This window comes from Nostoc sp. ChiQUE02 (assembly GCF_034531305.2).
GTDB lineage: Bacteria > Cyanobacteriota > Cyanobacteriia > Cyanobacteriales > Nostocaceae > Nostoc.
The window spans coordinates 43264-66968 of the sequence record NZ_JAVRBN020000016.1; the positions used below are offsets into that span (position 1 = coordinate 43264).

The 23705-nt window shown below is 41.6% G+C and carries 19 protein-coding genes; 8 read left to right on the forward strand and 11 right to left on the reverse strand.

Annotation, left to right across the window (positions count from 1 at the left end; genetic code table 11):
• Positions 1 to 15 precede the first annotated feature (15 nt).
• The 4 genes from RM347_RS17850 to RM347_RS17865 form a co-directional block, all read right to left on the reverse strand.
• Positions 16 to 540: a hypothetical protein gene (locus tag RM347_RS17850; RefSeq protein WP_322720629.1), complete on the reverse strand. Its 525-nt coding sequence runs from the start codon at positions 538 to 540 to the stop codon at positions 16 to 18.
• An 8-nt stretch (positions 541 to 548) separates the two neighbouring features.
• Entirely contained in the window at positions 549 to 1787 is a 1239-nt protein-coding gene (locus RM347_RS17855) for an AAA family ATPase (protein WP_322720628.1), read from the reverse strand.
• A 190-nt stretch (positions 1788 to 1977) separates the two neighbouring features.
• On the reverse strand, positions 1978 to 3579 hold the full coding sequence (locus tag RM347_RS17860) for an alkaline phosphatase D family protein (protein ID WP_322720627.1): 1602 nt from the start codon (positions 3577 to 3579) through the stop codon (positions 1978 to 1980).
• A 252-nt stretch (positions 3580 to 3831) separates the two neighbouring features.
• On the reverse strand, positions 3832 to 5013 hold the full coding sequence (locus RM347_RS17865; protein WP_322720626.1) for an aldo/keto reductase: 1182 nt from the start codon (positions 5011 to 5013) through the stop codon (positions 3832 to 3834).
• 825 nt (positions 5014 to 5838) lie between these two features.
• On the opposite strand from RM347_RS17865, the gene RM347_RS17870 reads away from it, so the two are divergent.
• Positions 5839 to 6609 carry a hypothetical protein gene (locus RM347_RS17870; RefSeq protein WP_322720625.1) on the forward strand — a complete coding sequence of 257 codons (771 nt, stop codon included), beginning with the start codon at positions 5839 to 5841 and terminating at the stop codon, positions 6607 to 6609.
• Between the two features lie 17 nt (positions 6610 to 6626).
• On the opposite strand, the gene RM347_RS17875 is transcribed toward RM347_RS17870, so the two are convergent.
• Positions 6627 to 7481, reverse strand: a complete 855-nt coding sequence (locus RM347_RS17875; protein WP_322720624.1) for a phosphate/phosphite/phosphonate ABC transporter substrate-binding protein — start codon at positions 7479 to 7481, stop codon at positions 6627 to 6629.
• A 181-nt stretch (positions 7482 to 7662) separates the two neighbouring features.
• Between RM347_RS17875 and RM347_RS17880 the strand changes: the two genes are divergently transcribed.
• Positions 7663 to 8577, forward strand: coding sequence for a Tll0287-like domain-containing protein (locus RM347_RS17880; RefSeq protein ID WP_322720623.1), 915 nt, complete (start codon positions 7663 to 7665; stop codon positions 8575 to 8577).
• 12 nt (positions 8578 to 8589) lie between these two features.
• On the opposite strand, the gene RM347_RS17885 is transcribed toward RM347_RS17880, so the two are convergent.
• Entirely contained in the window at positions 8590 to 9969 is a 1380-nt protein-coding gene (locus RM347_RS17885; RefSeq protein ID WP_322720622.1) for a serine/threonine-protein kinase, read from the reverse strand.
• A gap of 164 nt (positions 9970 to 10133) precedes the next feature.
• On the reverse strand, positions 10134 to 10457 hold the full coding sequence (locus tag RM347_RS17890) for a DUF4278 domain-containing protein (protein WP_322720621.1): 324 nt from the start codon (positions 10455 to 10457) through the stop codon (positions 10134 to 10136).
• Between the two features lie 325 nt (positions 10458 to 10782).
• On the opposite strand from RM347_RS17890, the gene RM347_RS17895 reads away from it, so the two are divergent.
• Both RM347_RS17895 and RM347_RS17900 read left to right on the forward strand, forming a co-directional pair.
• On the forward strand, positions 10783 to 11037 hold the full coding sequence (locus RM347_RS17895; RefSeq protein WP_069073729.1) for a hypothetical protein: 255 nt from the start codon (positions 10783 to 10785) through the stop codon (positions 11035 to 11037).
• Positions 11038 to 11040: 3 nt separating this feature from the next.
• Positions 11041 to 12300, forward strand: a complete 1260-nt coding sequence (locus RM347_RS17900) for a murein transglycosylase A (RefSeq protein ID WP_322720664.1) — start codon at positions 11041 to 11043, stop codon at positions 12298 to 12300.
• Positions 12301 to 12399: 99 nt separating this feature from the next.
• Here RM347_RS17900 and RM347_RS17905 read toward each other — a convergent pair whose 3' ends face one another.
• Both RM347_RS17905 and RM347_RS17910 read right to left on the reverse strand, forming a co-directional pair.
• Positions 12400 to 13269 (reverse strand): DUF5895 domain-containing protein, encoded by an 870-nt coding sequence (locus RM347_RS17905; RefSeq protein ID WP_322720620.1) that lies wholly within the window; start codon positions 13267 to 13269, stop codon positions 12400 to 12402.
• 256 nt (positions 13270 to 13525) lie between these two features.
• The gene (locus RM347_RS17910; protein WP_322720619.1) at positions 13526 to 14230 is read right to left on the reverse strand and encodes a haloacid dehalogenase type II; all 705 of its coding nucleotides are present in this window, start codon (positions 14228 to 14230) and stop codon (positions 13526 to 13528) included.
• Between the two features lie 446 nt (positions 14231 to 14676).
• On the opposite strand from RM347_RS17910, the gene RM347_RS17915 reads away from it, so the two are divergent.
• From RM347_RS17915 to RM347_RS17925, 3 genes are all read left to right on the forward strand, one after another.
• Positions 14677 to 16434, forward strand: a complete 1758-nt coding sequence (locus tag RM347_RS17915; protein WP_322720618.1) for a ScyA-related TPP-binding enzyme — start codon at positions 14677 to 14679, stop codon at positions 16432 to 16434.
• A gap of 13 nt (positions 16435 to 16447) precedes the next feature.
• A complete protein-coding gene (locus RM347_RS17920; protein ID WP_322720663.1) occupies positions 16448 to 17554 on the forward strand; it encodes a 3-oxoacyl-ACP synthase III family protein in 1107 nt (368 codons plus the stop codon).
• A gap of 74 nt (positions 17555 to 17628) precedes the next feature.
• Positions 17629 to 18603, forward strand: coding sequence for an SGNH/GDSL hydrolase family protein (locus RM347_RS17925; RefSeq protein ID WP_322720617.1), 975 nt, complete (start codon positions 17629 to 17631; stop codon positions 18601 to 18603).
• Between the two features lie 29 nt (positions 18604 to 18632).
• Here RM347_RS17925 and RM347_RS17930 read toward each other — a convergent pair whose 3' ends face one another.
• Entirely contained in the window at positions 18633 to 22151 is a 3519-nt protein-coding gene (locus tag RM347_RS17930) for an NB-ARC domain-containing protein (RefSeq protein WP_322720616.1), read from the reverse strand.
• A gap of 441 nt (positions 22152 to 22592) precedes the next feature.
• On the opposite strand from RM347_RS17930, the gene RM347_RS17935 reads away from it, so the two are divergent.
• Positions 22593 to 22772: a CopG family transcriptional regulator gene (locus tag RM347_RS17935; RefSeq protein WP_322720615.1), complete on the forward strand. Its 180-nt coding sequence runs from the start codon at positions 22593 to 22595 to the stop codon at positions 22770 to 22772.
• A gap of 503 nt (positions 22773 to 23275) precedes the next feature.
• Here the strand turns inward: RM347_RS17935 and RM347_RS17940 are convergent.
• Positions 23276 to 23422, reverse strand: coding sequence for a CopG family transcriptional regulator (locus tag RM347_RS17940; RefSeq protein WP_322695793.1), 147 nt, complete (start codon positions 23420 to 23422; stop codon positions 23276 to 23278).
• Positions 23423 to 23705 lie beyond the last annotated feature (283 nt).

Here is a 23705-nt window from a genome sequence, read left to right on the forward strand (position 1 = left end):
ACGCTTAAGGATATTTTACCCTTTTTTGCGAGTGCTTCGACGCGTAGGTGCTGGGGTAACTGGTTCATAAGCCTTGAGTCCCCCATCGCCTGTAAAAATTTCTACTTGAAAGGTGCTACTGGTTTTGGCGTAATATTCAGCCACAGTTTTTATTGTCGCATCTCCAATGGAAATCTTTCTAGATGCTAAAGTAGGCCATTCATTAGCTAACTGTTTTAATTGTTCTGAATTCCAAAGTTCACCCACTTGAGTTTCAAAAACTCCCCAAGGTATAACTCCATCTGCTACTTTCACTAAAATACTACCAAAAGCTTGAGCAATTTCATATCGTTTAGAGTTAGCTTGTGCAATATGATTACCAGTTTCTATAATTGTTGCTATTGGTAGTATAAACTTTGCACCTTGTTTTTCTTCTGCTTGAAAACGGGCTTCAACTCTTTTTTTATCCCATTTATCATTATCAGAACCACAAGTCTCTTTACCAGGTACACCTAAATAAACGCAAAGTATGGATGTATCAATAATTAGAACCTTTCTCATGTTTTACTTTACTTATTATCAGAAAGGCTCTTTTCGATTGCACCTTTAGTTGCTAGTTTGCCTAAACTACCCGACGCTAATAAAAGAGGAAGATTTTCAATATCTTCTAAAAGTGTAAGCTTGCTTTCTCCAGTTTCTTTATCACGGTGTGCAACAACCACAAACGGAACTATCTCTGGCCCTAAAGCATCAAGTAAAGCTGGATTATGGGTAGTTATTAAAATATCAATTTTTCTTTTGCTGCCAATTTCACGTAGTATTCTGACTAGCAATTCTGCACGGGAAGGATGAAGACCATTATCTATTTCTTCAATTACTAGTTGGCTACCTTCTGGTCTTGTGAGTAGTGCTGTGATAATTGCTAGAAAACGTAAAGTTCCATCTGACATAGTTCTAGCATCAATTTCTGTAATATGACCAGCTTTCCATTCTTCCTGACAGTAAAGCATGGCATCAGTACCGAATCTACCAACTTTTTCTGCCCATATTTTTTGAATATCGCCTTCTGGGAAATCTTTGATGTAGGCTGATAAAGTTGATTCTAATTCATTTTTTCGTTCATCGGGTAATGCTGCTAGGACACCTGCGATATTAGAAGCATCACTTTCTAGTGTATCAGACAGTAGTGAATATGATCTCATTGTAGAAGGAATGGGATTTAAAACAAAAGTTCTTTTTAATGCTTTAATAACTAAATATGTGATATTTCTAATTCTTTTGGAAACATCATCAACATTCTTTAAATTGTATTTTTCAGCAATCTTAATTACACCTAATCCTGACGCCATACCGCTTCCTTCTAATGTATTTAATGCACTTCTAATAGGAAGGAAACTATCTGGCTCTCTGATTGAAAATTCACTTAATAAATCTGAATTTTTAGATTGCACATCTAGTATTTGTATGAACTCTCCTACGATTATTACAATAGGTTGTGTTTGTATTTTGATTGCATATAGATAATCAGTATGTTCATCATCACCCTGAACCATAAATTTTAATGTAAACTCAGTTTCTGGTTTAAGTGCTGCCCACTCCACACCACCTCGAATCGAGGAAAGTATTTTATCACCTGCTAAAGCTGCTTCAATACTCTCACCTTGTGTTACTCTTTGTAAAAATTCAAAAGCCTCAACTACATTAGATTTACCACTTGCATTTGTACCAATCAGAACAGTCAATGGGTCAAGTGGAAGCTCCGCATAACGGAAACTTTTCCAGTTTTCTAAGATGAGTTGCTTAAGCATGATCAACTCCAAAACTCTACCTACTTAAATTTAGCTCCTAACAATGGCGTTGGCAAAGCCCGCCGCAGGCATCGCACAAAGTTTTTTCATACTTCAATATCTCACTAAAAAACAGCAAAGCCAGCAGACAGAGTAAAAATTGCGTCATTACTCTATCCAACTGGCTATATTTTGCTATGATTTTGACGATTTATTTTTCTGGTGGCAAATCTAGGCTGTAAACAATTTCGCCTGCCAAGTTACGCAATGTTACAGTCATCACCTTTGTATTTCCATCAATCTTGACTCCTCCAAAAAATTGCAAACCTTCACTTGGGGGTCGATTTGCTTTCGTACCTGGAGGAAGGCTTTGAAATACTAATTGTGGGCCAAAAGTATTTTCCAATTGGTTAGGCCCAAATGTGCCAGAGTTAAGAGGCCCGGCGACGAACTCCCAAAAAGGCTTAAAGTCGGTAAACTGTGCTTTGGCGGGGTCGTAATAGTGGGCTGCTGCATAATGTACATCAGCAGTTAACCAAACAACATTCTGGATATTTTTGTTTTTGATAAATCGTAATAAATCGGCAAGTTCTAATTCTCTTCCTAAAGCTGGGCCATCTCCATTCGCCCAAGCTTCAAAATCAGTGCTACCGTCTCTAACTATCAGCCCCAAAGGCATATCACTAGCAATCACTTTCCATGTTGCTTTTGATGACAGCAATTGCCTTTTCAACCATTGCAATTGTTTTCTGCTCAAAAATTCTGTTTCTTTACTTGGTACTGGCTGACGATTGGGAGTATTTGGCCCTCGGTAGGTGCGCTCATCCAGCATGAAAATGTCTAGTAATGGGCCATAGTTGAAAGAGCGATAAATTCTTGCTTTATCTGGATTATTGGTTGCATACCCAATAGGTAAATATTCCAAAAACGCTTGTCTTGCTCTTTGGGCTAGCAAGTTAACGTCCTTAACTGTGTAGCGATTATCGTTTAAAAGAAATTCACCAGGATACCAGTTATTTGTGGTTTCGTGGTCGTCCCACTGTGCCAACATGGGAACTTCAGCGTTGAAACGCTTGATGTTTTCATCAAGCAAATTGTAAATATAATTGCCACGAAATTCGGTGAGAGTTTCTGCTACTTTTGATTTTTCTGGTGTAGTTATATTTCGCCAAATTGTGCCGTCGTCTAGCGTAACTTCTGATTGAATGGGGCCATCAGCATAAATATTATCGCCAGAATGGATAAAAAAGTCGGGATTAAGTTGGCGCATAGTTTCATAAATTTTCATCCCACCAAAATCAGGATTAATTCCCCATCCTTGACCGGCGGTGTCGCCACCCCAAACAAAGAATATATCTCGTCCATATTTGGGGGGAGTTCGGAAAGTACCATGAAAGGGAGCGCTGTAAGTACCTTGATAATCTAAATCTTGGAAAATCACCCGATAAAATAATTTTTGGTCTGGGGGTAGATTCTTCAGATAAAGTCGTGCTGTAAAGTCGCTATTTTTTAAAGCATTGGGCCCCACAACTCGCTGCACATTGCGAAAAGATTCGCTGGTAGAATATTCTACGATCATTTTTGCGGGGCGATCGCTCCGACTCCAAATGACAATGCTATCGTTAGATATATCCCCACTAGCTACGCCATAAGGTATGGCAGGACGCATTTTATCTGATGTGATAATTGCAGGTGCTTCGGCAAAAACTTGTGATTTGGATACAAGATTTGTGGCAATAATTCCACCTGCTGTGATAGTTGAACGCAGCAAAAACTGGCGACGGTTTAGCTTCAATAGTTGATCGGATTGCATACTAAATAATAGCAAGCTTAAACTAAAGTATTACAGAATAAGTGTTTACCATACTCTGTTATGGCAATAAGTAAAGATTGAGTTATCTAAGGGTTAATAAAAAAATTAAAGTTAGAGATTATTTATCAAACTTTGCTTAGTTTGGTTTATTTACAACTGTGTAATTTATCACCTTTGCCAACAAGAGAAACACATCTCGACTTAGATGTGTTTCTCTTCCATAATTGACAGAGCTTTACTACTACAGCACGACTACTGCTGAGATAAACGCCGCACTTCTTCACCTACCAACATCTGATGGGCTTGTGCCAAAACTTTTGGTATTTTATCAGCGTGGGGATTGCGGGCGAGAGATTGCCGCAAGTCTAATTCGTCTAGTCGATCAGCTTTGTTGCCAGGAAACCAGTGATTGCCATTGCCAAGCAGGTTGTAGCGCATTTTAGCATACTCTAGCAGGTCGTAAGCGATCACTAAATTCCGTAGCCACAAAATCACTCGAATATTTACCTCACCAGGGGTTTCCTCAAAGGTTGGTAGATTTGTCTGCCAAGATTTTACCCAATCTTCTCCCAAAGTGGCGATCGCTTCTTCCTCCAACCTTGCTAAAATTGGTGGCAAAATTGACCATGCTTGATCTATTAATTCTAAAGTCTTCAGGTGTTCATCAAAATCTTGTGGTTTGGCTGCTCCCAAACTTAGAGTATGCACCTCTTGATGACTCAAACAAAATAAATCATTAAACACCATTGGACTCAAAGGGGCGCAAAGATTTACTAATTTTTGTGGAGGTTCATACAACAAACCTCCTTTATTAGATGGGCTAATGATAAATACTCCCATATCGTGGCGTTTAGCTGCTTCAATTGCCGCCCAATTCCATTGATTAATGTAGTACCAATGCAGGTTTACATAATCAAATAGATTGGTATTAATTGTCTGCACAATTAACTCTGTTGAGCCATGTGTAGAAAAGCCAATAAATCTGACTTTTCCCTCAGCTTGCAACTGCTGCGCCACTTCTAAACAGCCACCGGGACGAACGCTGTAATCTAACGACTCAGCATGATTAATGCCGTGCAACCCTAAAAGGTCAACATAATCTAGCTGGAGATTTTTCAATGATTGTTCAAATGTCTCCCGGAATTTTTTCGCATCTGCCGTTGGACTGATTTTGGTTTGAACAATCAACTTTTCGCGGGGAAATTGGGGTAGAACTCTTCCCAATTGCATTTCAGAAGTGCCATAACCACGAGCAGTTTCAATATGATTAATCCCAACCTCGACAGCCCTTCTAATAGTTGCTTCGAGATTCGCCTGGTTATCAGCAGGAATTTCATTATTGGGAACATCCTGCCATTTGAACTGATATCTCATGCCACCGCAGGAAAACACTGGCATCTGTAATTCTGTACGGCCAAATCGTCTATATAGCATCAGTGGATTATGGATTGCTTACCAACTTAAAATCTAAAAACGACAGTCATTCGAGCTTTCAGTGCCACAATAATTACCTCTGTTCAATCTGTGACCCAAGCAAGATTCATCGCATTATCAAATTGGTCAAGTCTTTTGGTTATTAGACTGTGACCAGAATTCCAGTTCCACAGAGTCATTATCTCATCCTATAGCAATTCGATTTGATTCCTGAATTTACTTGCGTGGGCAGGGAACAGGAAATACAATCTTTCCTATGTTCAACAATCACAACCAAGTTCTTAGCTAGAATTTACCCAATTGATCCTCCCACGGTTGCCCAAATATCGCGCAAGCCCTCATTTCGATAAAAAGCTGTGGGATTCTTGCATCAAAGAGGTTTTGTGAACTTACCCTCATCAAGCATCGTAAAGTTTAATTGCAAAAAAAATCTCTTCCATCTAGAAGTGATAATTTAGTAATTGAAGCTACTAAATAAGCTTCCCTGGCAGATATAACAGCTGCATCTGGTTGGAATGTAGTAAGAGGTAAAAGACGCTGTTTAATTTACATCTGTCTCGTGAAAACACAGCAACACCCAACGCGAAAACTGCTATTTCCTCAAATATGGAAGATTAGGGGGCGCTGTAACTGATTTTCATTGCTTATTTACAGAAGTGATGAAGGTTAGTACATCCCTGGCTTAGGATAAACAAGGAGAGGAGATAGTTCAGCGAGTAGAGGTTTGGGTGTTGTTGTGTTTAAAGAGAAGTCTGAAAATAGTGACTCCTCTGGGTGTAAGATTATACTAAGTTGAATAACGAGAAACAGTTTAAATAGCGCCTTATGTCAATTATTGCGCTCAGAGCGTGGTATCTACAGGATTATGAACCGATTCCAGAACTGGAAAAACGTCCACCAGACATTCGCTTAAGCAAAAAAAGCCTGCTGAGATCGGCATTGCGAGCAGACTTTTTGGAAGAAAGCGACGAAGTTAAGAAATCAACCTGGTTTGGACGCTATCTGGAAGGGGAAGATATTGAATTTTATATTGAAGGTAGTGGTGGCTATTGCGTCGCTAACATTGACTTAATTAGTCATGAAATTTATTTCACGAAGCAGGCGCTGTTGGCTCAGTTAGAACCAACGATTTTTTTATCCTATCAAACTGAGTATGCCGCAGCGACAAATGCTCTCAGAGAAGAACTGCGAAAAAGTTTGGATAGTTTAAACTTGCGATCGCGCCTTCCCCTAACATTAGTAGAATCCTCTCGTCCTAGCGGTGCTACTTTCCGAATAAACCGCACGATCATGCGAAAAATCCGTAAGAGTTTGTTATTTATCGCTGACACCACACCCATTGCTAGTATTGATGGTAAAGAAACCCCCCAATTAATTTCCAGTCCGAATGTCTGTATTGAGATTGGCTATGCCATCCAAAGTAAGCGGTCTGAACAGATTCTATTAGCGCAAATGCAACGTCCAGACTTTGAAGGGCAATTTCCCTTCGACTTACCTACACAGCAGATTTTGCAATTCCAAGACACCACAGAACTGAATAAAATCCTAACAGGAACGATTCAAAACCAGCTAGCACGATTCAAATTGTTTTTTTGAGCAATCCGTGATGTCAATCAAAATAAACGAACAGGCTTTTTTTGCAGCTGAGAAGTAATTGAGCTTACCCGATCGACCACAGAAATCATGTATTTGTAATCTGGTACTTGTCCATTGGGTACATACCCCACTTCTTGAGCTAAACCTGAAGGCGAATCACTCAGCACTTTGCGGATAAACTCTTGACGGTTACGTTCTACATTCGGCCCAATCAAGACCACACCTAATGGTACATAGTGAGGGTCTTTAAATAGTATGCGGAATTCGGTTGGGGCCAACTGTGAAGCGTAGAGACTTAATTCAGCCTCCGAGACAGCACAGGCGATCGCTTTTCCTTCAGCCACCAGTTCCAGCGCGGCTTTGGGTGTGGGTGCAAACAGTATGTCAGCTAGTGTTGTACCATAAAGATTGTAAAGAGGAAAATAATATCCTGTTGCTGAACCTAACTGACCTAAAGCCACTGTTTGACCTTGCAGCTGTTTCAACTCAGCGATCGGACTTTCTTTGCGAACAACGAAGATTGAGCGCAAATTATTAATACCTATTAAAGGAAATAAGGGAATATATTGGTAGCGTGCGATCGCAATAGCCGCTAAACCCGGTGGAGCAAATACTAATGACCAAGCACGAGCGTTAAGGCGCTCAACCGCTCTATTTTCATTAAAAGCAGGCTCTAGCTGAATATATGCATTTGTCTTTTCACCCAAGTAACTATTGAATTTAGCATATTGGTTAATTATCTGTTCGCCTCCACCATAGTTGATAACACCAATAGTTAACGTGCCCTCAAATGGCTTTCGTGGTTGGCAGGCAGCAAATGTCAAACCTAGCAGATTAAACAGAAAAAAACGACGGGGAAATCGCAAAAACATCACTAATTATGGTTAAGAAAATAACTTGGTTCTCAAGACTAATTTAGATAAGTTTGAATGCTGCCTAAATAGGTTATCTTGCAGCAAAAAATTAATATTTATTTAAATATTGTTGAGATGCTTTCTAACAGGTATAAATAAATATTAGACAAACTCAGATACCACCTTCGTTGGTTAGGTTATGTTGAACAACATTACGTTAAAAAACTTAAAAATAGGTGCTAAATTTAACTTACTTTTAATATTAGTTTTCATAGTCAGTATTTTGGGAAGTGGCGTTGCCTTATCCAGTGTACTTCAAGGGAGAGCGCAAAATGAAGTGGTTTCTCAAGCGCAGATTCTCATCCAAATGGTGAACGCAGTGAGAAACTATACACAAAATCGTATAGATCCCTTATTAGAGCCTAGACTAGATAGTAATCCAACGTTCATGCCTGAAGTAGTACCAACTTTTTCCTCTAAAGAGGTTTTTGAAAATTTTCGGAAAAAGGCTGAATATAAAAACTTTTTTCATAAAGATGCAACACTTAATCCCACTAATTTAGCGGATAAAGCTGATAGTTTTGAAACTCAACTTGTAGAGCGTTTTCGCAACGAACCTAATACTCTAGAAATTACTGGCTTTCGTAACTTGTCAGAAAACGAAGTATTTTACATTGCGCGACCACTCAAGATTACACAACAGCAATGTCTGCGATGTCATTCTACACCAGATCAGGCTCCTAAGAGTCAGTTGGCAACTTATGGCTCAGAAAATGGTTTTGGCTGGCAACTCAATCAGATTGTTTCTGCCCAAATCATCTCTGTTCCTTCTGAAGAGATTTTTGCCAATGCCAAACGGACTTGGATATTGATAATGGGACTTTTAATTACGATCTTTGCGATCGTAGTTTTCTTAATTAACTTCTTAATCAAAAAATATGTAATTCAGCGCATCAGAAGAATAGAGAAAATAGCCCAAAAAGTTAGCATTGGCGATATGAGTGCTGATTTTGAAGAAAGCTCTAATGATGAAATTGGCGGGTTAGCAGAAGCATTTAATCGGATGAAAGCTAGCTTAAAAATAGCTATGGATATGCTGAATAACCAAGGTTAAACAATTAAAAGTTCAAGGAAGTAAGCGTTGCTGAAATAACAACGCTTTTTTAGGTTCGGGAATTTGTGAGGCTAAAATTTTTACAAATTCTGCACGAGAAACTTGTCCAGAAGATTTAACAGTTTTTTGGACTAGGAACTTAGCTATTGGGCCAATTAAATCAGCCAACTCCCGCTCACACTGATGTATAAAGCTCTCACTGATTAGTTGAGGTTCTTGGCTAGGTAAATTATTTGACTTAATTTCAGATTTAACAGTAAGTTCCTGTAATAGAGTAGGTTTCTCTAGTAGAAACATTGTTTTCTTCTGAAAATCAATTTGTTGATTTACTCGAAGATGAAGCGCCAATTGACTAATTAATTCTTCGCAGTTGGGCGCTGATGCCGCAACTTGCCGTAGTAATCTTGAGGCAACAGGGCCGACAAACTCCAAAAGAATTTTTTCCAAGCGACTGTAACTTTCCGCAGACAGAATAGAAGCAGGCGGATGCCCAATTGAGTTTTGTTGAGAAAGTAAAGCTTGAGGCGGTTGTGTAAAAGATGGTCGCTGAAGTGATTGCGCTTCTACTCTAGTATCCAAATGCTTAAGCACCTGTAGGACTTCAGCCGCAGACTGATAGCGCTGTTTAAAGTGGTGTAGCACCATCTTAGATAGCACAGATGCTAACTCAGAACTGACGTTAGCCTGATGCTGCCAATAGATTTCTCCTGTATCTGGGTCTTCCTCAAAGTTTATAGGATGTAACCCTGTCAGCGATTGGATACCAATAATGCCCAAGGAATAAATATCGCTGTTATGGCGGGGCTTACCTTGTCCCTGTTCTGTAGACATATATCCTGGGGTACCAATGATAATAGTAGCCCCCATGTGTCCTGAAACTGTAAGCAGTTGAGTTTGGACTTGTTTGACTGCGCCAAAGTCAATTAACACTAACTTACCGTCTTGTTGCCGCCTGATTATATTGTCCGGCTTGATATCTCGATGGATAACGTTGTGGCTGTGAATAAATTGCAGAATACCCAACACCTGGTGGAGCAGTTGAATTACTCGATCTTCTGTCCAACGTTGATTGGGGGATAGTTCCGCTTTCAGAGTATGCCCTTCAATGAACTCTTGCACCAAGAAGAACTCTTGGTTGTCTTCAAAATAGGCTAACAACCGAGGAATCTGGTCATGGTTACCCAGTTGTTCTAGTGTTTCTGCCTCACTGCTAAATAGCCGTCTAGCAGTTTCGAGAAATTCAGGGCTACGAGTGACGGGCTTAAGGTGTTTGACAACGCATTTCGGAAAACCTGGCCGATGAGTATCTTGGGCTATGTAGGTTTGACCGAATCCACCTCCACCTAAGACTTGAAGGACTTGGTAACGTCCGTCTAATAATTGTCCTAACATTGTGTCACTTGCCTAAGTGCTCAAATTCATCTTGGCACAATTGCCAGTTTTGGCAAGGTTTGTTAAGAGAGAAAGTAGGTAGGTAGTGGTGAAATTTCAAGGTTTTTTGAGGATTGTACTACAAGTTCATGACTCCCTAGACTCCAGTTCGGCTTGCAGCGATATTATTGTTGAAGCTTTAATTCGTCAGAAATCAGCAGTCTCTCAACTTTTGAAGTAATTGCCGGTTGAGAGACTACGGTAACTTCTCCTAATGCAGTTTTATTTACAAAGTAGGTGATTCCCCGAAAGCTCAATTTATAGGCTACTGGTGTTAGAGGAACCTCCACCGATTTAGAATTTGGATCAACACGATAGTTAACGCCACGGTACATGAGATTATAAGCTGACCCAATTTGAGGAACTGGTTGAAACGGCTGTTCTGTTTTTTTGCTGCCAAATTTTTTTTGGTCATATTCATAGCTCAGACCACGATAGTAAAGTTTCATAATTTTCGCTTCCTGAATAACTGTTGTTTAACAATGTCAATGACTTATCAGAAGTTGATTGGAGAGTTATGCAAGAGCTAAAGTCAACTTACACTTTTTAAGGAACTGGTTAAAGGATTAGGCGTCTAGAGTGAAGAGTCATTGGGCATTGAAAAGAGGCAGAGGGGCGGTGCTGCTCTTGCTGAGGGGAAAACTCTTCTCCTTTGCTCCCTGCTCCCTGCTCCCTTGCTTCTTCTCTCATCCCCACCTCCCGTATGCTTACCCTTTTCATTCGGGGGTTACGTGGTTAACAATGGGTTGAATGTTTTTTAAATGATTCAACCTTATGGCTAGAACTCCAAATGAATATGCCGTATACCTCCTACTGGAAAGCGGCCACCGAGAAGAAATACGTTTTCCTACTATTCAAGAGTTTCAGAAGTGGTATAGCGGCGAACTTGTGCCAAAGTCTGCTTCTAATGACTTTATTAGCGTGCCGATCAAAAATATTCAAGGGGAGTATATGGTAGTAAGACCCTCTCGGATCGTGGCAATCCGGGTAGAACCCGTTTTTAGTTCCAGTGTTGAAAGATTCAACTAAATGATGAGAAAAACCCTTGCTTTGCTTTCCTTGAGTTTGGGAATTGCCTTTATAAATCCTCTCTGGTTGGCTGTTGCTCAGGTTCCTAATGTACTGCCTCTGCCAGTACCGACTACTCCTGATCTCCCGCCTCTGCCAGTACCAATCACTCCTGAGTTAACGCCGCCGCTAAAACCAATCGCGATCGGAAGCGATTGTACGCTCCAGCAGACTTGCTTGGGTTGGGATGACCAAATTTGGGGTCAACGGGGTAAAACAGGCGATCGCAAAGCGCTGTTGGCTTCCATTGATAACAGTCTGGTTTACCTAACAAAGAGTGAGGCGATCGCAGCATATCAAAATTATCCAGTTGAGGGAATTACCCTCGATCGCGTCCGCCGGAGTTTGCTACGTTTCCGCCAACTCGTTGTCAGTTCTAAGTCAGCAGCGCAATTACAAGCCGCTGTTCGCCGGGAGTTTGTCTTCTACCAGTCCGTGGGCAACGATGGCAAGGGTACTGTTAAATTCACTGCTTACTACGAACCTGTTTACACCGCTAGCCGTGTCAGGACTGCAACATACAAGTATCCCCTTTATCGGCTACCACCTGATTTCAGCCAATGGCCGAAACCCCACCCAAAACGAATTGATTTGGAAGGAAAGGATGGTTTACAAGGGAATAAGAGCAAGTTGCGCGGTTTAGAACTGCTTTGGTTCCGCGATCGCCTAGATGCATACATGGTGCATATCCAAGGTTCTGCCCAAATTAAATTAACTAATGGCAAGACAACATCAATTGGCTATGCAGGCGGAACTGATTACCCTTGGACTAGTATCGGCAAAGAACTAGCGAAAGATGGCAAACTTCCACTAGAAGGATTGACAATGCCACGTCTGATTAGTTATTTCCGGGGAAAGCCCCAGGAGTTGAACAATTATCTGCCCCGCTGGGAAAGATTTATTTTCTTCCAAGAAACAGGTGGTAGAGGAGCGACTGGTAGTATTCATGTGCCAGTAACAGCAGAACGTTCCATTGCTACAGATAAGTCTCTCATGCCTCCGGGAGCGCTAGCGTTGATTTACAACTCATTTCCCTATCCTGCCAGTCGTGGCAAACTAGAGAGGCGTACTGTTAGCCGCTTTGTGCTTGATCAGGATACAGGAAGCGCCATCAAAGGCCCGGGCCGAGTGGATTATTTTATGGGGTCTGGGAAATTAGCAGGCGATCGCGCTGGCATCACAGGCGGTAATGGGTCACTATATTATTTGCTGCTCAAAGAATAGATATTGGGTATGGGGAAGGGAGCAGGGAGCAGAGGGGAAACTAATTTTTTATTCTCCCCTTTGCCCCCTGCCCCCTGCCCCCTGCTTCCCCACTCCCACCTAATACGGCGGATAAGCAAAATCATCTTCATCAGCATAAACATAAGAGTTGGAAACTCCTGCCATTGCCAATTTAGGCGTTTCTGATTTGACAGGTTCCTTTCCAAAATCTTTGTGTTCTTCAAAAGTCTTGCAAATCATTGCAGACTCAAGAGAATCAGAAGCAATTAAATATTGTGTTAAAGTTCCTACCGTGGGATGTTTGTAATCTACAGTTGAAGCTACTAGAACTGTATTTGGTTCAATGCCTCTTTCTTCACACTCAATTATTGGGCAAAAAATCCCGTGAGCATGGAACAAAGGCCCTTTTGGTGTCAACGGTTGCTTGCGATAAACAGCATAAGCTTTTTCTAGTTCAGCAACGAATCCACTAACTACTTTGCCTTGTTGATATTCGCAGTAGGTTTTGCTGAAACTCGCTCCGGCAGCACCATTAAGAGTTAGTTGTAGTGGTGATTCATGTAAAAACTTTTTATTCTCCCCCACTATAAAAATTAGATAGCGAGTAAAGGTTTTAAATTTAAGTTTGTCGGCTAAAAAAGCATCATAATTCTCTTTGAGCGTACCCAGTTTTAGACCACTTTCCCGGTCTTTGACAGATAATGGCCCCCGACGCACTAAAACCAAGCGTGGGGTAGTGCTAATAAAGACCGTTTCGACTCCAGAGCTAAATTCATGCTCCACTTGCTGCCAATTATCATCTGGCACAAAGCCGACAGCATTAGCATTATCTAGCTTAATCGCCAAACCGTGGGATTGCATACCATCTGTGCCATACCGAGGATTAATCATCTGACACCAGGGAAGGACTTGAGAAGGCGGTGCATTGAATTTCTCGTCTTCAAAGTCGAAATTAGCAGATGCTTTCATCGTTTTAGGCTATCAAAGTGTTTTATTGAACAAGTTTATCGGCAGGGCGCTGAGGAAAGGAGAGCCAGAAGGAGAGCGTTAGTACGAGCATCACCCGTCCCTTACATGTCGCCCTCAAAAGAAGGTCGAATGTGCAATCAAACTGGCGTAGTAGTTTTTCCAGATTAAGGCAGAATCAATCTATGTTGCAATTCCTGTTTCGTTTTGTAACAACAGCTCCTCATCGAAACAGTGCTGGGCACTCAACACTTATTGCTCAATATTGTTTTGGTGAACTCATAGCAGCGAGAGTCTTTAAATCTGGCACTTCTAGGTCAGGTTGACTTAGTCGCGAATCTGTAGTGTGTGCTCCTTTTTGGTCTGCTCGACGGTTTACCCAAACTGTTGATAGTCCCAGAGATTTGGCTGTAACGATATCGTGATATACACTAGCAGCGACGTGTAATATCTGCTCTAGCGGCAAATTAATTCTTTCAATAGCCAGTCTGAAGTTGTTTAAGGAGGGTTTGTAACTTTTTGCCTGTTCTGCTGTGATTATCTGGTCAAATTTTACCTCCAAGTGTTTTGCCGAGAAAGCAAAGAGATCGTCATCGACATTTGAGATAATTACCAGCTTAAACTTTTGCTTTAAAGTTCTAAGTGCCTCAACTGTATCGGGGAAAGGCAGCCAATACTGAATCGAATTAGCAAGTAAATTTAGTTCGTCAGCAGTAGGCTCAAAGCCAAATCGCTCACCAAATTTCTGAACTACTCTCTTCAACACTTCTCGATATTTGATATATTCTCCTTTTTCCAGTTCTGCTTCAAATTCAGCAAAAAGTTCCAGAATTTGCTCGTCATCCAAATTAGTGTTGTGTGCTAGCAGAAGTGGCTTTAGCACCTTTAAGATACCGTTCTCCCAATCGATTAGGGTTCCGTAACAATCAAAAGTTAAAGCTTTGTACGGATTGAAGTCAATCACCTTTTTATACTCCAGAGCTTGATTAATAGTGTTTAGTTTTCATAAACCAAAAGATAGGTGAACCCATCTGCGTTGGCGCAGCCCGCACTTCTCTACGAGACGCTGCGCGTAGCTTGCTTCCCCGTAGGGGTACGACAAAGCTCAGTGACCACCGCAGGCATCGCCACATTTGCCGCTCTTAAACTCTCTTAACATTTCTTCTCTAATCAAAGCAGAGTTTAAGTAGGTAGACAAGAAAAGACCAAAGTGTGTGAGGATAAGCAAGTAGATTGGCACAATAAAACTAAATTATCTTAATAAAGATGAAGTAGGCTAAAACCCTCTAGCCTCTTGCCTTCGGCATAGCTGCTTACTGCCTGATTTAAAGGACAAATATTTACGCTGACCTACTTTGGGTGTGGGATAATATTATCCCGCAGAGGAAATTATTCCTAAGTATAGTTTCTATGGATGTTAAATTTCAGGATACACAAGCGAATACCACCGAACAATTAAACTCAAATAAACAGCTATTTGATGGCAAGCCATCCCTAACTTTTTCGGTAGCAGAGGCAGTGGTAAAAATCCTGAGAGATATGGGAGTGCAATATGCCTTTGGTGTTTCGGGAGGCGCGATCGCCCCAGTGTGGGCTGCATTACATCAAAGTCCCATCCAGGTGCTGCACTTTCGCCACGAAGCTGGAGCAGCTTTTGCAGCCATTGAGGCACATTTTGCTAGCGATCGCCCGGTTGTGGTATTCACTACTACAGGGCCGGGGATCACCAACGCTTTAACCGGGTTATTTGCTGCCCGTTGGGAGGGTGCTAAGGTCATTTTTGTGTCAGCTTCGACCTCAGCACCACAGCGTGGACGGTGGGCTTGCCAAGAAACTAGCACCTACACAATGCCTAGCACAGGTATTTTTACTTCCGGGCAAATATTCCATTATGCAACCACTCTCGAATCTAGCGATGAGCTCCCAGAAGTTTCTCGAAGGCTTTCCCTTGGGCTAGGACAACCAGGAGGATTCGTAGCTCATATAAGTATTCCTACAAATATCCAAACAAGTTTACTAAAGACATCATTACCACGAGTAAATCTGTCTCACGGCGTGGCAACACCAAGTGAGGAAACAATTGCCGAATGTGTCCGGTTACTATCTGAGGGACGCTTTGCCATCTGGGTCGGTTTCGGGGCACGGGGTGCTGCAAAAGAGATTCACCACCTTGCTGAGAGAACAGGGGCTGCTGTAATGTGCTCACCACGGGGTAAGGGCATCTTTCCTGAAGACCATCGTCAGTTTGTAGGAGTCACTGGCTTTGGCGGACATGAGTCGGTTTTGAGGTATATGCAGGAGCAGCGTCCTTCGTACATCCTGGTACTAGGAACGCGTCTTGGTGAATTTACCTCATTCTGGAACCCCGTAATGATTCCCAGGCGCGGCTTTTTGCATGTTGACATAGACCCGAAGATGCCAGGAACTGCATATCCATCTATTGAGACGTTTGCCGTCCAATCCGATGTGAGACTTTTTGTCAAGGGGCTGCTGAGATACTTTCCAGAGGCTCTTAGTCTATCAACAGCCCTGTCACTACCGAGACCCGTACATAATATCGTTCATCCAAGCACGGCTGATCGAGTTCTACCCAATATATTGATGAATGTGATTCAACAGGTAATTGTTGAAGGAAGTGATGCTTTAGTGATGGCTGAGGGTGGAAACTCATTTGCTTGGGCAATTAATCTACTGCAATTTACAAAACCAGGACGTTTTCGTGCTAGTACAGGGTTTGCGGCTATGGGTCATACCGCTACTGGTGTCGTTGGTGCTGCGCTAGCACGCCGAGGTAAAGCCGTCGCTATTGTTGGAGATGGTGCCATGCTCATGCTTAATGAGGTAAACACTGCGGTCAAATATCAAGCTCCCGCCGTCTGGATTGTACTCAACGACGGGCGCTACAATATGTGCGAACAGGGAATGATGTGTTTGGGTTTCAATGCTGTGGATGCAGCGATTCCCCAAGCGGATTTCGTCAAAATTGCCCAAGGAATGGGAGCTAATGGTATCCGTGTTCAAAGGGAGTGCGACATCCAGGGTGCGCTAGAGAAAGCTATGGCATCGCCTAGTCCATTTATTGTTGATGTACTCATCGAACCTAGCAGGCTTGCACCAATAGGAAGCCGTCTCGAAAGTCTGATTTGGCAAGGTGCTACGAATTACTGAGAGGAGATTAGTTATGGTGGATTACCCAGTAGGTATTCGGGCGATCGCAGTGAGCTTTCCCAGTATTAGACGTACTAATGATTACTACAGACAAAAATACCCTGAGTTAATTGCTCAGGCAGAGCAGAAAAGTTTGGCGAGGATTTTTTCGCTCGCAGGCTCCACCCCCAGCAACGAGTTTGACTTAGAAATGATGCCATATCTGTCAGACCCATTTCGTGGTACTGTTGAGCGATGGGTACTTGGTACTGGCGAATCATCATTGACGTTAGAGGAGCGTGCTGCAAGGGATGCCCTCGAAGCGGCTAGGCTTTCCCCCAAAGACGTTGATCTAATGATTGTCGCTTCTGTATGGCCTGAACAAATCGGGCTAGGCGATGCAGCTTTCCTTGCCCGTCAACTTAGCCTGGGGGGTGCTGCATGGAATCTTGATGCAACATGCGGCAGTACACCTATTGCGCTTCAAACCGGCTGTGCCTTGGTACGAGCAGGAGAATACCGCAACGTCTTGGTAGTTATCTCATGCACATACTCTCGCTTTTTCGACGAAGATGACACCATGTCATGGTTCCTTAGTGATGGTGCCGGAGCTTTCGTGGTTGGTTCATTAGAATCGAATCAGGGAATCCTTGGCACAAAGACCATTCATGCTGGTGAGTTATGTAATGTAGTTTTTCCTCAACTTACGACGGACGCGCAAGGCAATCCACAGCTTCGCATGAAGCTATGCAAGGAAGCCAACAAGGTGACTCGCGAAACAGCCGTGGGGTTTCTCCGTACATGCTGTGAGGGTGCGATCACCGCAGCCGGTGTAACACTCGATCAAATCGACTTTTTTATTTTCAATACATCTACTGCTTGGTTTGCCAGCTTCTGCACGCGCGTACTGGGCATTGACCCAGAACGGACGATCGATCTCTATTCTCAATATGCAAACATTGGACCAGTACTTACTGTCGCCAATATGTACTATGCTGCAAAATTGGGCAAGATTCGCGAAAATGATCTGGTTCTCGTCTATGGCTTCGGTGCAGCCGGTGCTATTGCTGCGAACGTGATGCGCTGGGGCAATGTAGCGCTAAGTCCTGACCCTCTTGAAAGCTCTAAATCAGCAAAATAAAGCTCTCAACAAAAAAGCGAAGTTTCTTTTTAAGGACATTTTTACAAGGTTGAAACTAGATTAAGGAATTAACTGTGCAAAGACAAATTATAACAACAGGATTTTTGCTATTATCTTTGATATTTCCACTCAAAGTATTAGCAAAGGATTATGACAATATTTACGTCTTTGGAGACAGTTTTTCTGATAGTGGTAATGTATTTAATGCCACTAACGGAATCATTCCTCCAAGTTCAACCTACTCTAATGGGCGTTTTTCTAATGGCCCAATTTGGGTTGATTATCTTGCCTCCGATCTAGGATTAACATTAAATCTGAAAAATAACTTTGCTTTTGGTGGTGCGACTACAGGAACTGAGAATATTGGTTTACCTGGCTTACCAGGATTGCAGCAACAGATAAATAGTTTTGTATCAGCACAAACTGCCGATCCTAATGCTCTATATATTATTTGGGCTGGTACTAATGACTATCTAAGTTACTTTTTCGGTGGTGATCCCAACCCTAACAATACAGTGGGAAATTTATCAGCAGCGTTGACATCGCTTGTTACTGATGGCGCTAGAGATATCATGGTGGTCAACTTGCCAGATTTGGGAAAATTGCCTTTTGCAAATTTCGATAGTCAACGTTCCAACTTATTCAACACATTCAGCAGCACACATAACTCTAGCTTAGACACGACACTCAAATCTTTGAGGCAACAATTAAGTCCTGATATCAACATTATAGAACTGAATGTTAATTCCCTCTTTGATAGGATTATTGTAGCTCCAGATGAATTCGGTTTTACAAACGTGACCAACTCTTGTATTAGCAAAGACTTATCAGTAGTGCCCATAGATTTTCCCACACAACAAGTTTTATGTAACCCTGAAAAATTTGTGTTTTGGGACGAAGTTCATCCTACAACTACTACTCATAAACTAATTGGAGAATTAGCATTTTCAGCACTTAAGTCAGTACCCGAACCATCTGCTGGATTAGGGATATTAGCATACAGCGTTTTAGGTGCAGTTTCGCTACTGAAACGCAAAATCACCAACTGATTGATTTTAACTTCTGAATTCTTCTTCAATTAATACTCAACTGCTCCTAAAGCTTTTAAAGTATCCTTCTGAGACTCAGTTAACCCAGTTATGCTAGTGATATTCATTCCCTCATAAGGGTTTTTGCTTCTCAAAGTTTTCAAGCATTCACCTGTTTCTACATCCCAAATCTTAATTGTCTGATCTTCACTGCAACTGACTACAGTTTGACCATCGGGACTAAAGCCAACTGACCAAACCCACCTAGTATGTCCTGATAAAGTCCTTAAGCAGCTACCTGTGTCAACATCCCAAAGCTTCACTGTTTGGTCGCCACTACCACTAGCTAGTATGCAACCATCTACACTGAAAGCAACTGAATATACGCTATTAGTATGCCCTTGCAAAGTTCCAAGGCAGCCACCAGTGGTGACATCCCACAGTTTTATAGTTTGGTCTCCGCTACCGCTAGCTAGTATACGACCATCTAAACTGAAGCCAACTGCCCAAACCCACTCTGTATGACCCTGTAAAGTCTTCAAGCATTGATTTAAGGTAGCATCCCAGAGTCTCACTGTTAGGTCGTGACTTCCACTAGCTAGTATATCACCGTCAGGGCTGAAGGCGACTGACCATGTTCTACCACTATGTCCCCGTAGAGTATTGAGGCATTGACCAGTGCTGATATCCCAGAGTTTTATAGTTTGGTCATCGCTACCACTGGCAAGAAAATGGCTATCGGCACTAAAAGTAACTGATGTAACTCGATTACTATGTCCTTTCAAGATTTTTAGAGATTGGCCAGTACTAAGATCCCATAACCTCAAGGTTTGGTCTTCGCTACCACTAGCAAGAATTTGACTATCAGCACTGAAAGTCACTGATGTAACTCGATTAGTATGTCCCCTCAAAGTTTTTAGACACTTACCAGTAGTAGCATCCCACAGTGTCACAGTTTGATCGTAACTACCACTAGCAATAATCTTACCGTCTGGGCTGACAACGACTGACCATATCCCATTGTTGAAACTCTGCAAAGTTTTAATACATCTACCAGTACTGATATTCCATAACTTTACCGTTTGGTCATCACTGCTACTGGCACAAACGTTTTGATTTATACATATTGCTAAAGACCATACCCTACTTCTGTGTCCTTGTAGAGTTTTAAGACATTGACCAGTAACGAAATCCCATACCTTAACTGTTTGGTCATCACCGCAACTAACAAGAGCGCTACCATCTACACTGAAGGTAACTGAATGTACTAAGTCAGTATGCCCCCGCAAAGTTTTAAAACATTGAGTATTACTGATGTCCCAAAGTTTCACTGTTTGGTCATGGCTCCCACTAGCTAGTGTATTACCATCAGGGCTGAAACTGACTGAGTATACCCGCTGAGTATGACCCTCTAAGGTGTGAATACATGAACTGCTGTTAATATCCCATAGCCTTACCGTATAGTCATCATTTCCACTTGCTAACATGTAATCTTTTGGACTGAAGGCAACTGACCATACACTACAACCAACTTCCTGTAAGGTTTTTAGACATTTGCCTGTACTGATATTCCACAGCTTCACTGTTTGGTCATCACTGCCACTAGCAAGAACCTGACTGTCGGGACTAAAAGTGACTGAACGAACCCCACCACTATGACCTTCTAAAGTTTTGAAACACTGACCAGTATTGATATCCCACAACTTTATTGTTTGGTCATTACTGCCACTAGCAAGAACCTGACCGTCGGGACTAAAGGAGACTGACCAAACCCAACCAGTATGACCCTTACAAGTCAGAAGTTGCTGACTATTCGCAACTTCGTACAAGCGAATTTCTCCATTGGTATCACCAGTAGCTAAAAGTTTACCATTAGGGCTGAAAGCTACCGAAAAAATACCACCAAAGGTTTCAACAAAAACAGACTTAGCAAGATGGGCATGAGCAAAATTTGTATTATGTAACTTGACGTTTTGCAGGTCGGCTTGCCAAATAGTTAGATAAGAAAAATCATAACCGCTGAGATCAGTTTCTAAATGACAAAGCAGATTAAAGACATTTCCTGCCGTATAACTTTGTTCTAGAGGGGATATTTCTCGTAGGGTTACTAAAATTTGAGCTAAGTGATTTTCTAAAAGTTTTTTACTTCTAAAAGCAGTAAGCAGCCCATCTATAACGGGTTTGATGATCAGGCGGATTTGAGTATCCTTAACATATTCTTTTGCGGTCGCTTTTATCAAAGCTTTGTTAGTGAATAAATCAATATTCTGAGTGAGAATCTCTTCACAAACATGTTCTATCAAGCTACTAGTGACATACTCCATAACCACAGGCTGGAGCATAAAAAGTGATCCAGTTTTTTCAATGAGCGATCGCCTTCCTAAAGATTCCACAGCCTCAAGTAATTTTGCTGGTGGTACTGGTGATATAATATCATCTCGCAGTTCTGAGAGTGTAATTGACTCCCGATTAATCGCTAGCCAGTACATTATGTCCTTTTCTAAGTCTGGCAAGCGCTCAAACTGCTGCTCTAAAATATCGCGAATATCTCCAAAAACAGCCGTATCTTGTCGCAAAAAGTCGGTCATATTACCATCAAAAATATCTTGAATGGTGGTGGCGACTATCTTCAAAGCTAATGGATTGCCTGCATAACGTTCAATTATTACTTTCCATTCATCCTCTGCTGCCGATAGCCCCTTGAGTTTTAAGATTTCTTGCCCTTCCGCCACCTTCAATCCACTCAGTGGCAATGAGCGAACAGGTAGTGCTTGTCCTTCCAATAATGCGACTTCTCTAGGTTTTTCACGGCTAGTCAGCACTAAGCAGCTTTGGTGAGATGCTTCTCCTACGCGTCTTAAAAGCTCACCATATTCCTCATATCCTTCTCGATAAAGTCCGGCGCGGCTACCACTGCGGAGAATTGACTCTGCATTATCAAGGATCACTAAACAGCGATGATTTTGCAAATAATAGAGTAGCCGCGATACTCTATCGCTAAAGCTTTCTGGTAAGTTACCTTCTGTTTCCTGTTCGTCAGATAGAAATTGGATTAAATTACCTAGAATAATTTTAACAGGTGGAGCTTCTCGTAGCGATCGCCAGATCACATACTCAAAGTTGTCCTGAATTTTTTGAGCAAGCTTTACAGACAGTGTCGTTTTACCAATGCCTCCTATTCCCAAGAGTGCCACCAATTGGCAGTGCTCATTGAGAATCCATTCCTCTAGTGTAATAAGTTCTTCTGTACGTCCATAAAACACTGAGTTAAAGATAGCTTCTCCCCAATCTAGACGAGTATTTGAGCTTGAATAGTCACTTTTATCTATTTTTAATTGAAAAGCTGAAAAAAGCTTCTCAATAGTCTGTTTGTCAACTCCACCTTCCCGATTCAAGACTTTCGAGATGGTAGCAGAATACAATCCTGAGCGTGCACTCATTTCTTCAAGAGTGTACCTGTTTCCAAAGTTTTCCTTTGCTTCTGACTGATGCTTTGCTTCCTTAATTTTTTGTAAACCCTTGGTAGTAAGTGCAACGCCACGCTTGCGTCTCCAATTCTGTAAAGTCATGTATTAACTCACTGTTCGTGTAATCACCTTTGACTAAAAGGAATTATCTATTAGGTTGCTATAGATATGAGGTGATAGCCATAACAAACGAATAATCTCATGTTGCAAAGGATTTAAAACAGGTATATTACCAAAATATTCACTGATGAAAACTACCTTTGGCAATCCACTTGTCTCAGTAATTCAACACCCCTTGCTCAACAAATAATCTGGTCTGTGGGGGCATTGCTGACATCATCTCTTTAGCTGCAAGCTTCTTGCACTTGCGTAATAGCAGATTCCTTGCGTAATTGTTATTGATTTTATACTTACAAAATTCAGTAATATATTTTGGGCGTAAAGCTTAAGTTCAATCTCAAAATCTCGATTTTCACTGGTAAAGACAGTTCTGAATTGGCAATCTTGATAAGGAAAGTTTGTATATATCTAGCTTATCAATCAATGAATAAAACTGCTGCACTTAAATTCCCCCGTTTGGCAACCTCCAGTAAAAAAAGGGCGCTTAAGCGAATTACCTTAAACTTGACATCAGATGAAGCTCAGAACCTTGAAAAGTATTGTGAACAGACAGGCAGACTAGCAATAGATGTGATTCGGGAACTTATTCAAGCCTTGCCTTGACCTGACTTTTCACGCCAAGTCTAAAAAGTCCCAGTCCAGAAGACTCATAGCTCAAATGAAAGGTGTTGCAGATTGGGCAAAGTTTTTCAACTTTACTCTGAACGAGAGTAATCCAAGAGCGGTAATCATAGATTAAACTCTATAGATTAGACCCTCATGACTGGATATTTGCTATTTCAATACTGTTACTTGTTGCGAAAATAAAAAACAAAGGTTAGAGATTATTCTCTGACAAAGGTGACGACAGAATCAGGATAGTCGCCAAGCTGGAGAAACAGTTTCTCACTCTTAATTGTGCAACTCAATAATAGTTATCAGGTTATATTGTTTTCGGCGTGCTGCGCTCGTTTACAGCGGGCGTAGCACGCCTTCACTCAATTTTTACGTATCTCTCAATTCTTACAAAAAATTACCACTCGTTAATTTAACACCTCCAATTCAACTAAATTCTAATGCTTGTATCTTGAGAATGAACCAAGGTGAAATGGTTCGCAAATCTACTTTTATTTTGTCAGTGGCAAGGCTCGAATGAGTTCTCGAATTACATCCGTTGCTGGTCTGCCTGTCTGTTCACAATACTTTTCAAGGTTCTTGGCTTCATTTAATGCCAGGTTTATAGTGATTCGCTTGACCGCCCATTTTTTGTTCATGCTGAAACAGATAAATCGTGTAATCATAGCTTCAAACCCTGATTTTACCTTCCAACTGGAAAGTAATCTAAATTTGGGATGTGCCAAGATATCTTTTCAATCGGACACGTTGTAAATAAATATTGCAGGTGTGCTTTAATGATTTACTAACTTGTCTATCAATGATATATGAACAATCAAGATTTGCTACTCTAAAATCCAATACCTTAGGTTAGTGATAATCTGACCCCGAAGCTACCCCCAGTCCACGCCACTTGCTTCCCATGTTCAAAGACGCTTCTCT

Excerpts from the sequence above, each read along its gene's own strand:
- RM347_RS17850 (WP_322720629.1), bottom strand. The coding sequence starts at position 540 with ATGAGAAAGGTTCTAATTATTGATACATCCATACTTTGCGTTTATTTA.
- RM347_RS17855 (WP_322720628.1), bottom strand. The coding sequence starts at position 1,787 with ATGCTTAAGCAACTCATCTTAGAAAACTGGAAAAGTTTCCGTTATGCG.
- RM347_RS17860 (WP_322720627.1), bottom strand. The coding sequence starts at position 3,579 with ATGCAATCCGATCAACTATTGAAGCTAAACCGTCGCCAGTTTTTGCTG.
- RM347_RS17865 (WP_322720626.1), bottom strand. The coding sequence starts at position 5,013 with ATGCTATATAGACGATTTGGCCGTACAGAATTACAGATGCCAGTGTTT.
- RM347_RS17870 (WP_322720625.1), top strand. The coding sequence starts at position 5,839 with ATGTCAATTATTGCGCTCAGAGCGTGGTATCTACAGGATTATGAACCG.
- RM347_RS17875 (WP_322720624.1), bottom strand. The coding sequence starts at position 7,481 with ATGTTTTTGCGATTTCCCCGTCGTTTTTTTCTGTTTAATCTGCTAGGT.
- RM347_RS17880 (WP_322720623.1), top strand. The coding sequence starts at position 7,663 with ATGTTGAACAACATTACGTTAAAAAACTTAAAAATAGGTGCTAAATTT.
- RM347_RS17885 (WP_322720622.1), bottom strand. The coding sequence starts at position 9,969 with ATGTTAGGACAATTATTAGACGGACGTTACCAAGTCCTTCAAGTCTTA.
- RM347_RS17890 (WP_322720621.1), bottom strand. The coding sequence starts at position 10,457 with ATGAAACTTTACTATCGTGGTCTGAGCTATGAATATGACCAAAAAAAA.
- RM347_RS17895 (WP_069073729.1), top strand. The coding sequence starts at position 10,783 with ATGGCTAGAACTCCAAATGAATATGCCGTATACCTCCTACTGGAAAGC.
- RM347_RS17900 (WP_322720664.1), top strand. The coding sequence starts at position 11,041 with ATGAGAAAAACCCTTGCTTTGCTTTCCTTGAGTTTGGGAATTGCCTTT.
- RM347_RS17905 (WP_322720620.1), bottom strand. The coding sequence starts at position 13,269 with ATGAAAGCATCTGCTAATTTCGACTTTGAAGACGAGAAATTCAATGCA.
- RM347_RS17915 (WP_322720618.1), top strand. The coding sequence starts at position 14,677 with ATGGATGTTAAATTTCAGGATACACAAGCGAATACCACCGAACAATTA.
- RM347_RS17920 (WP_322720663.1), top strand. The coding sequence starts at position 16,448 with ATGGTGGATTACCCAGTAGGTATTCGGGCGATCGCAGTGAGCTTTCCC.
- RM347_RS17930 (WP_322720616.1), bottom strand. The coding sequence starts at position 22,151 with ATGACTTTACAGAATTGGAGACGCAAGCGTGGCGTTGCACTTACTACC.
- RM347_RS17935 (WP_322720615.1), top strand. The coding sequence starts at position 22,593 with ATGAATAAAACTGCTGCACTTAAATTCCCCCGTTTGGCAACCTCCAGT.
- RM347_RS17940 (WP_322695793.1), bottom strand. The coding sequence starts at position 23,422 with ATGAACAAAAAATGGGCGGTCAAGCGAATCACTATAAACCTGGCATTA.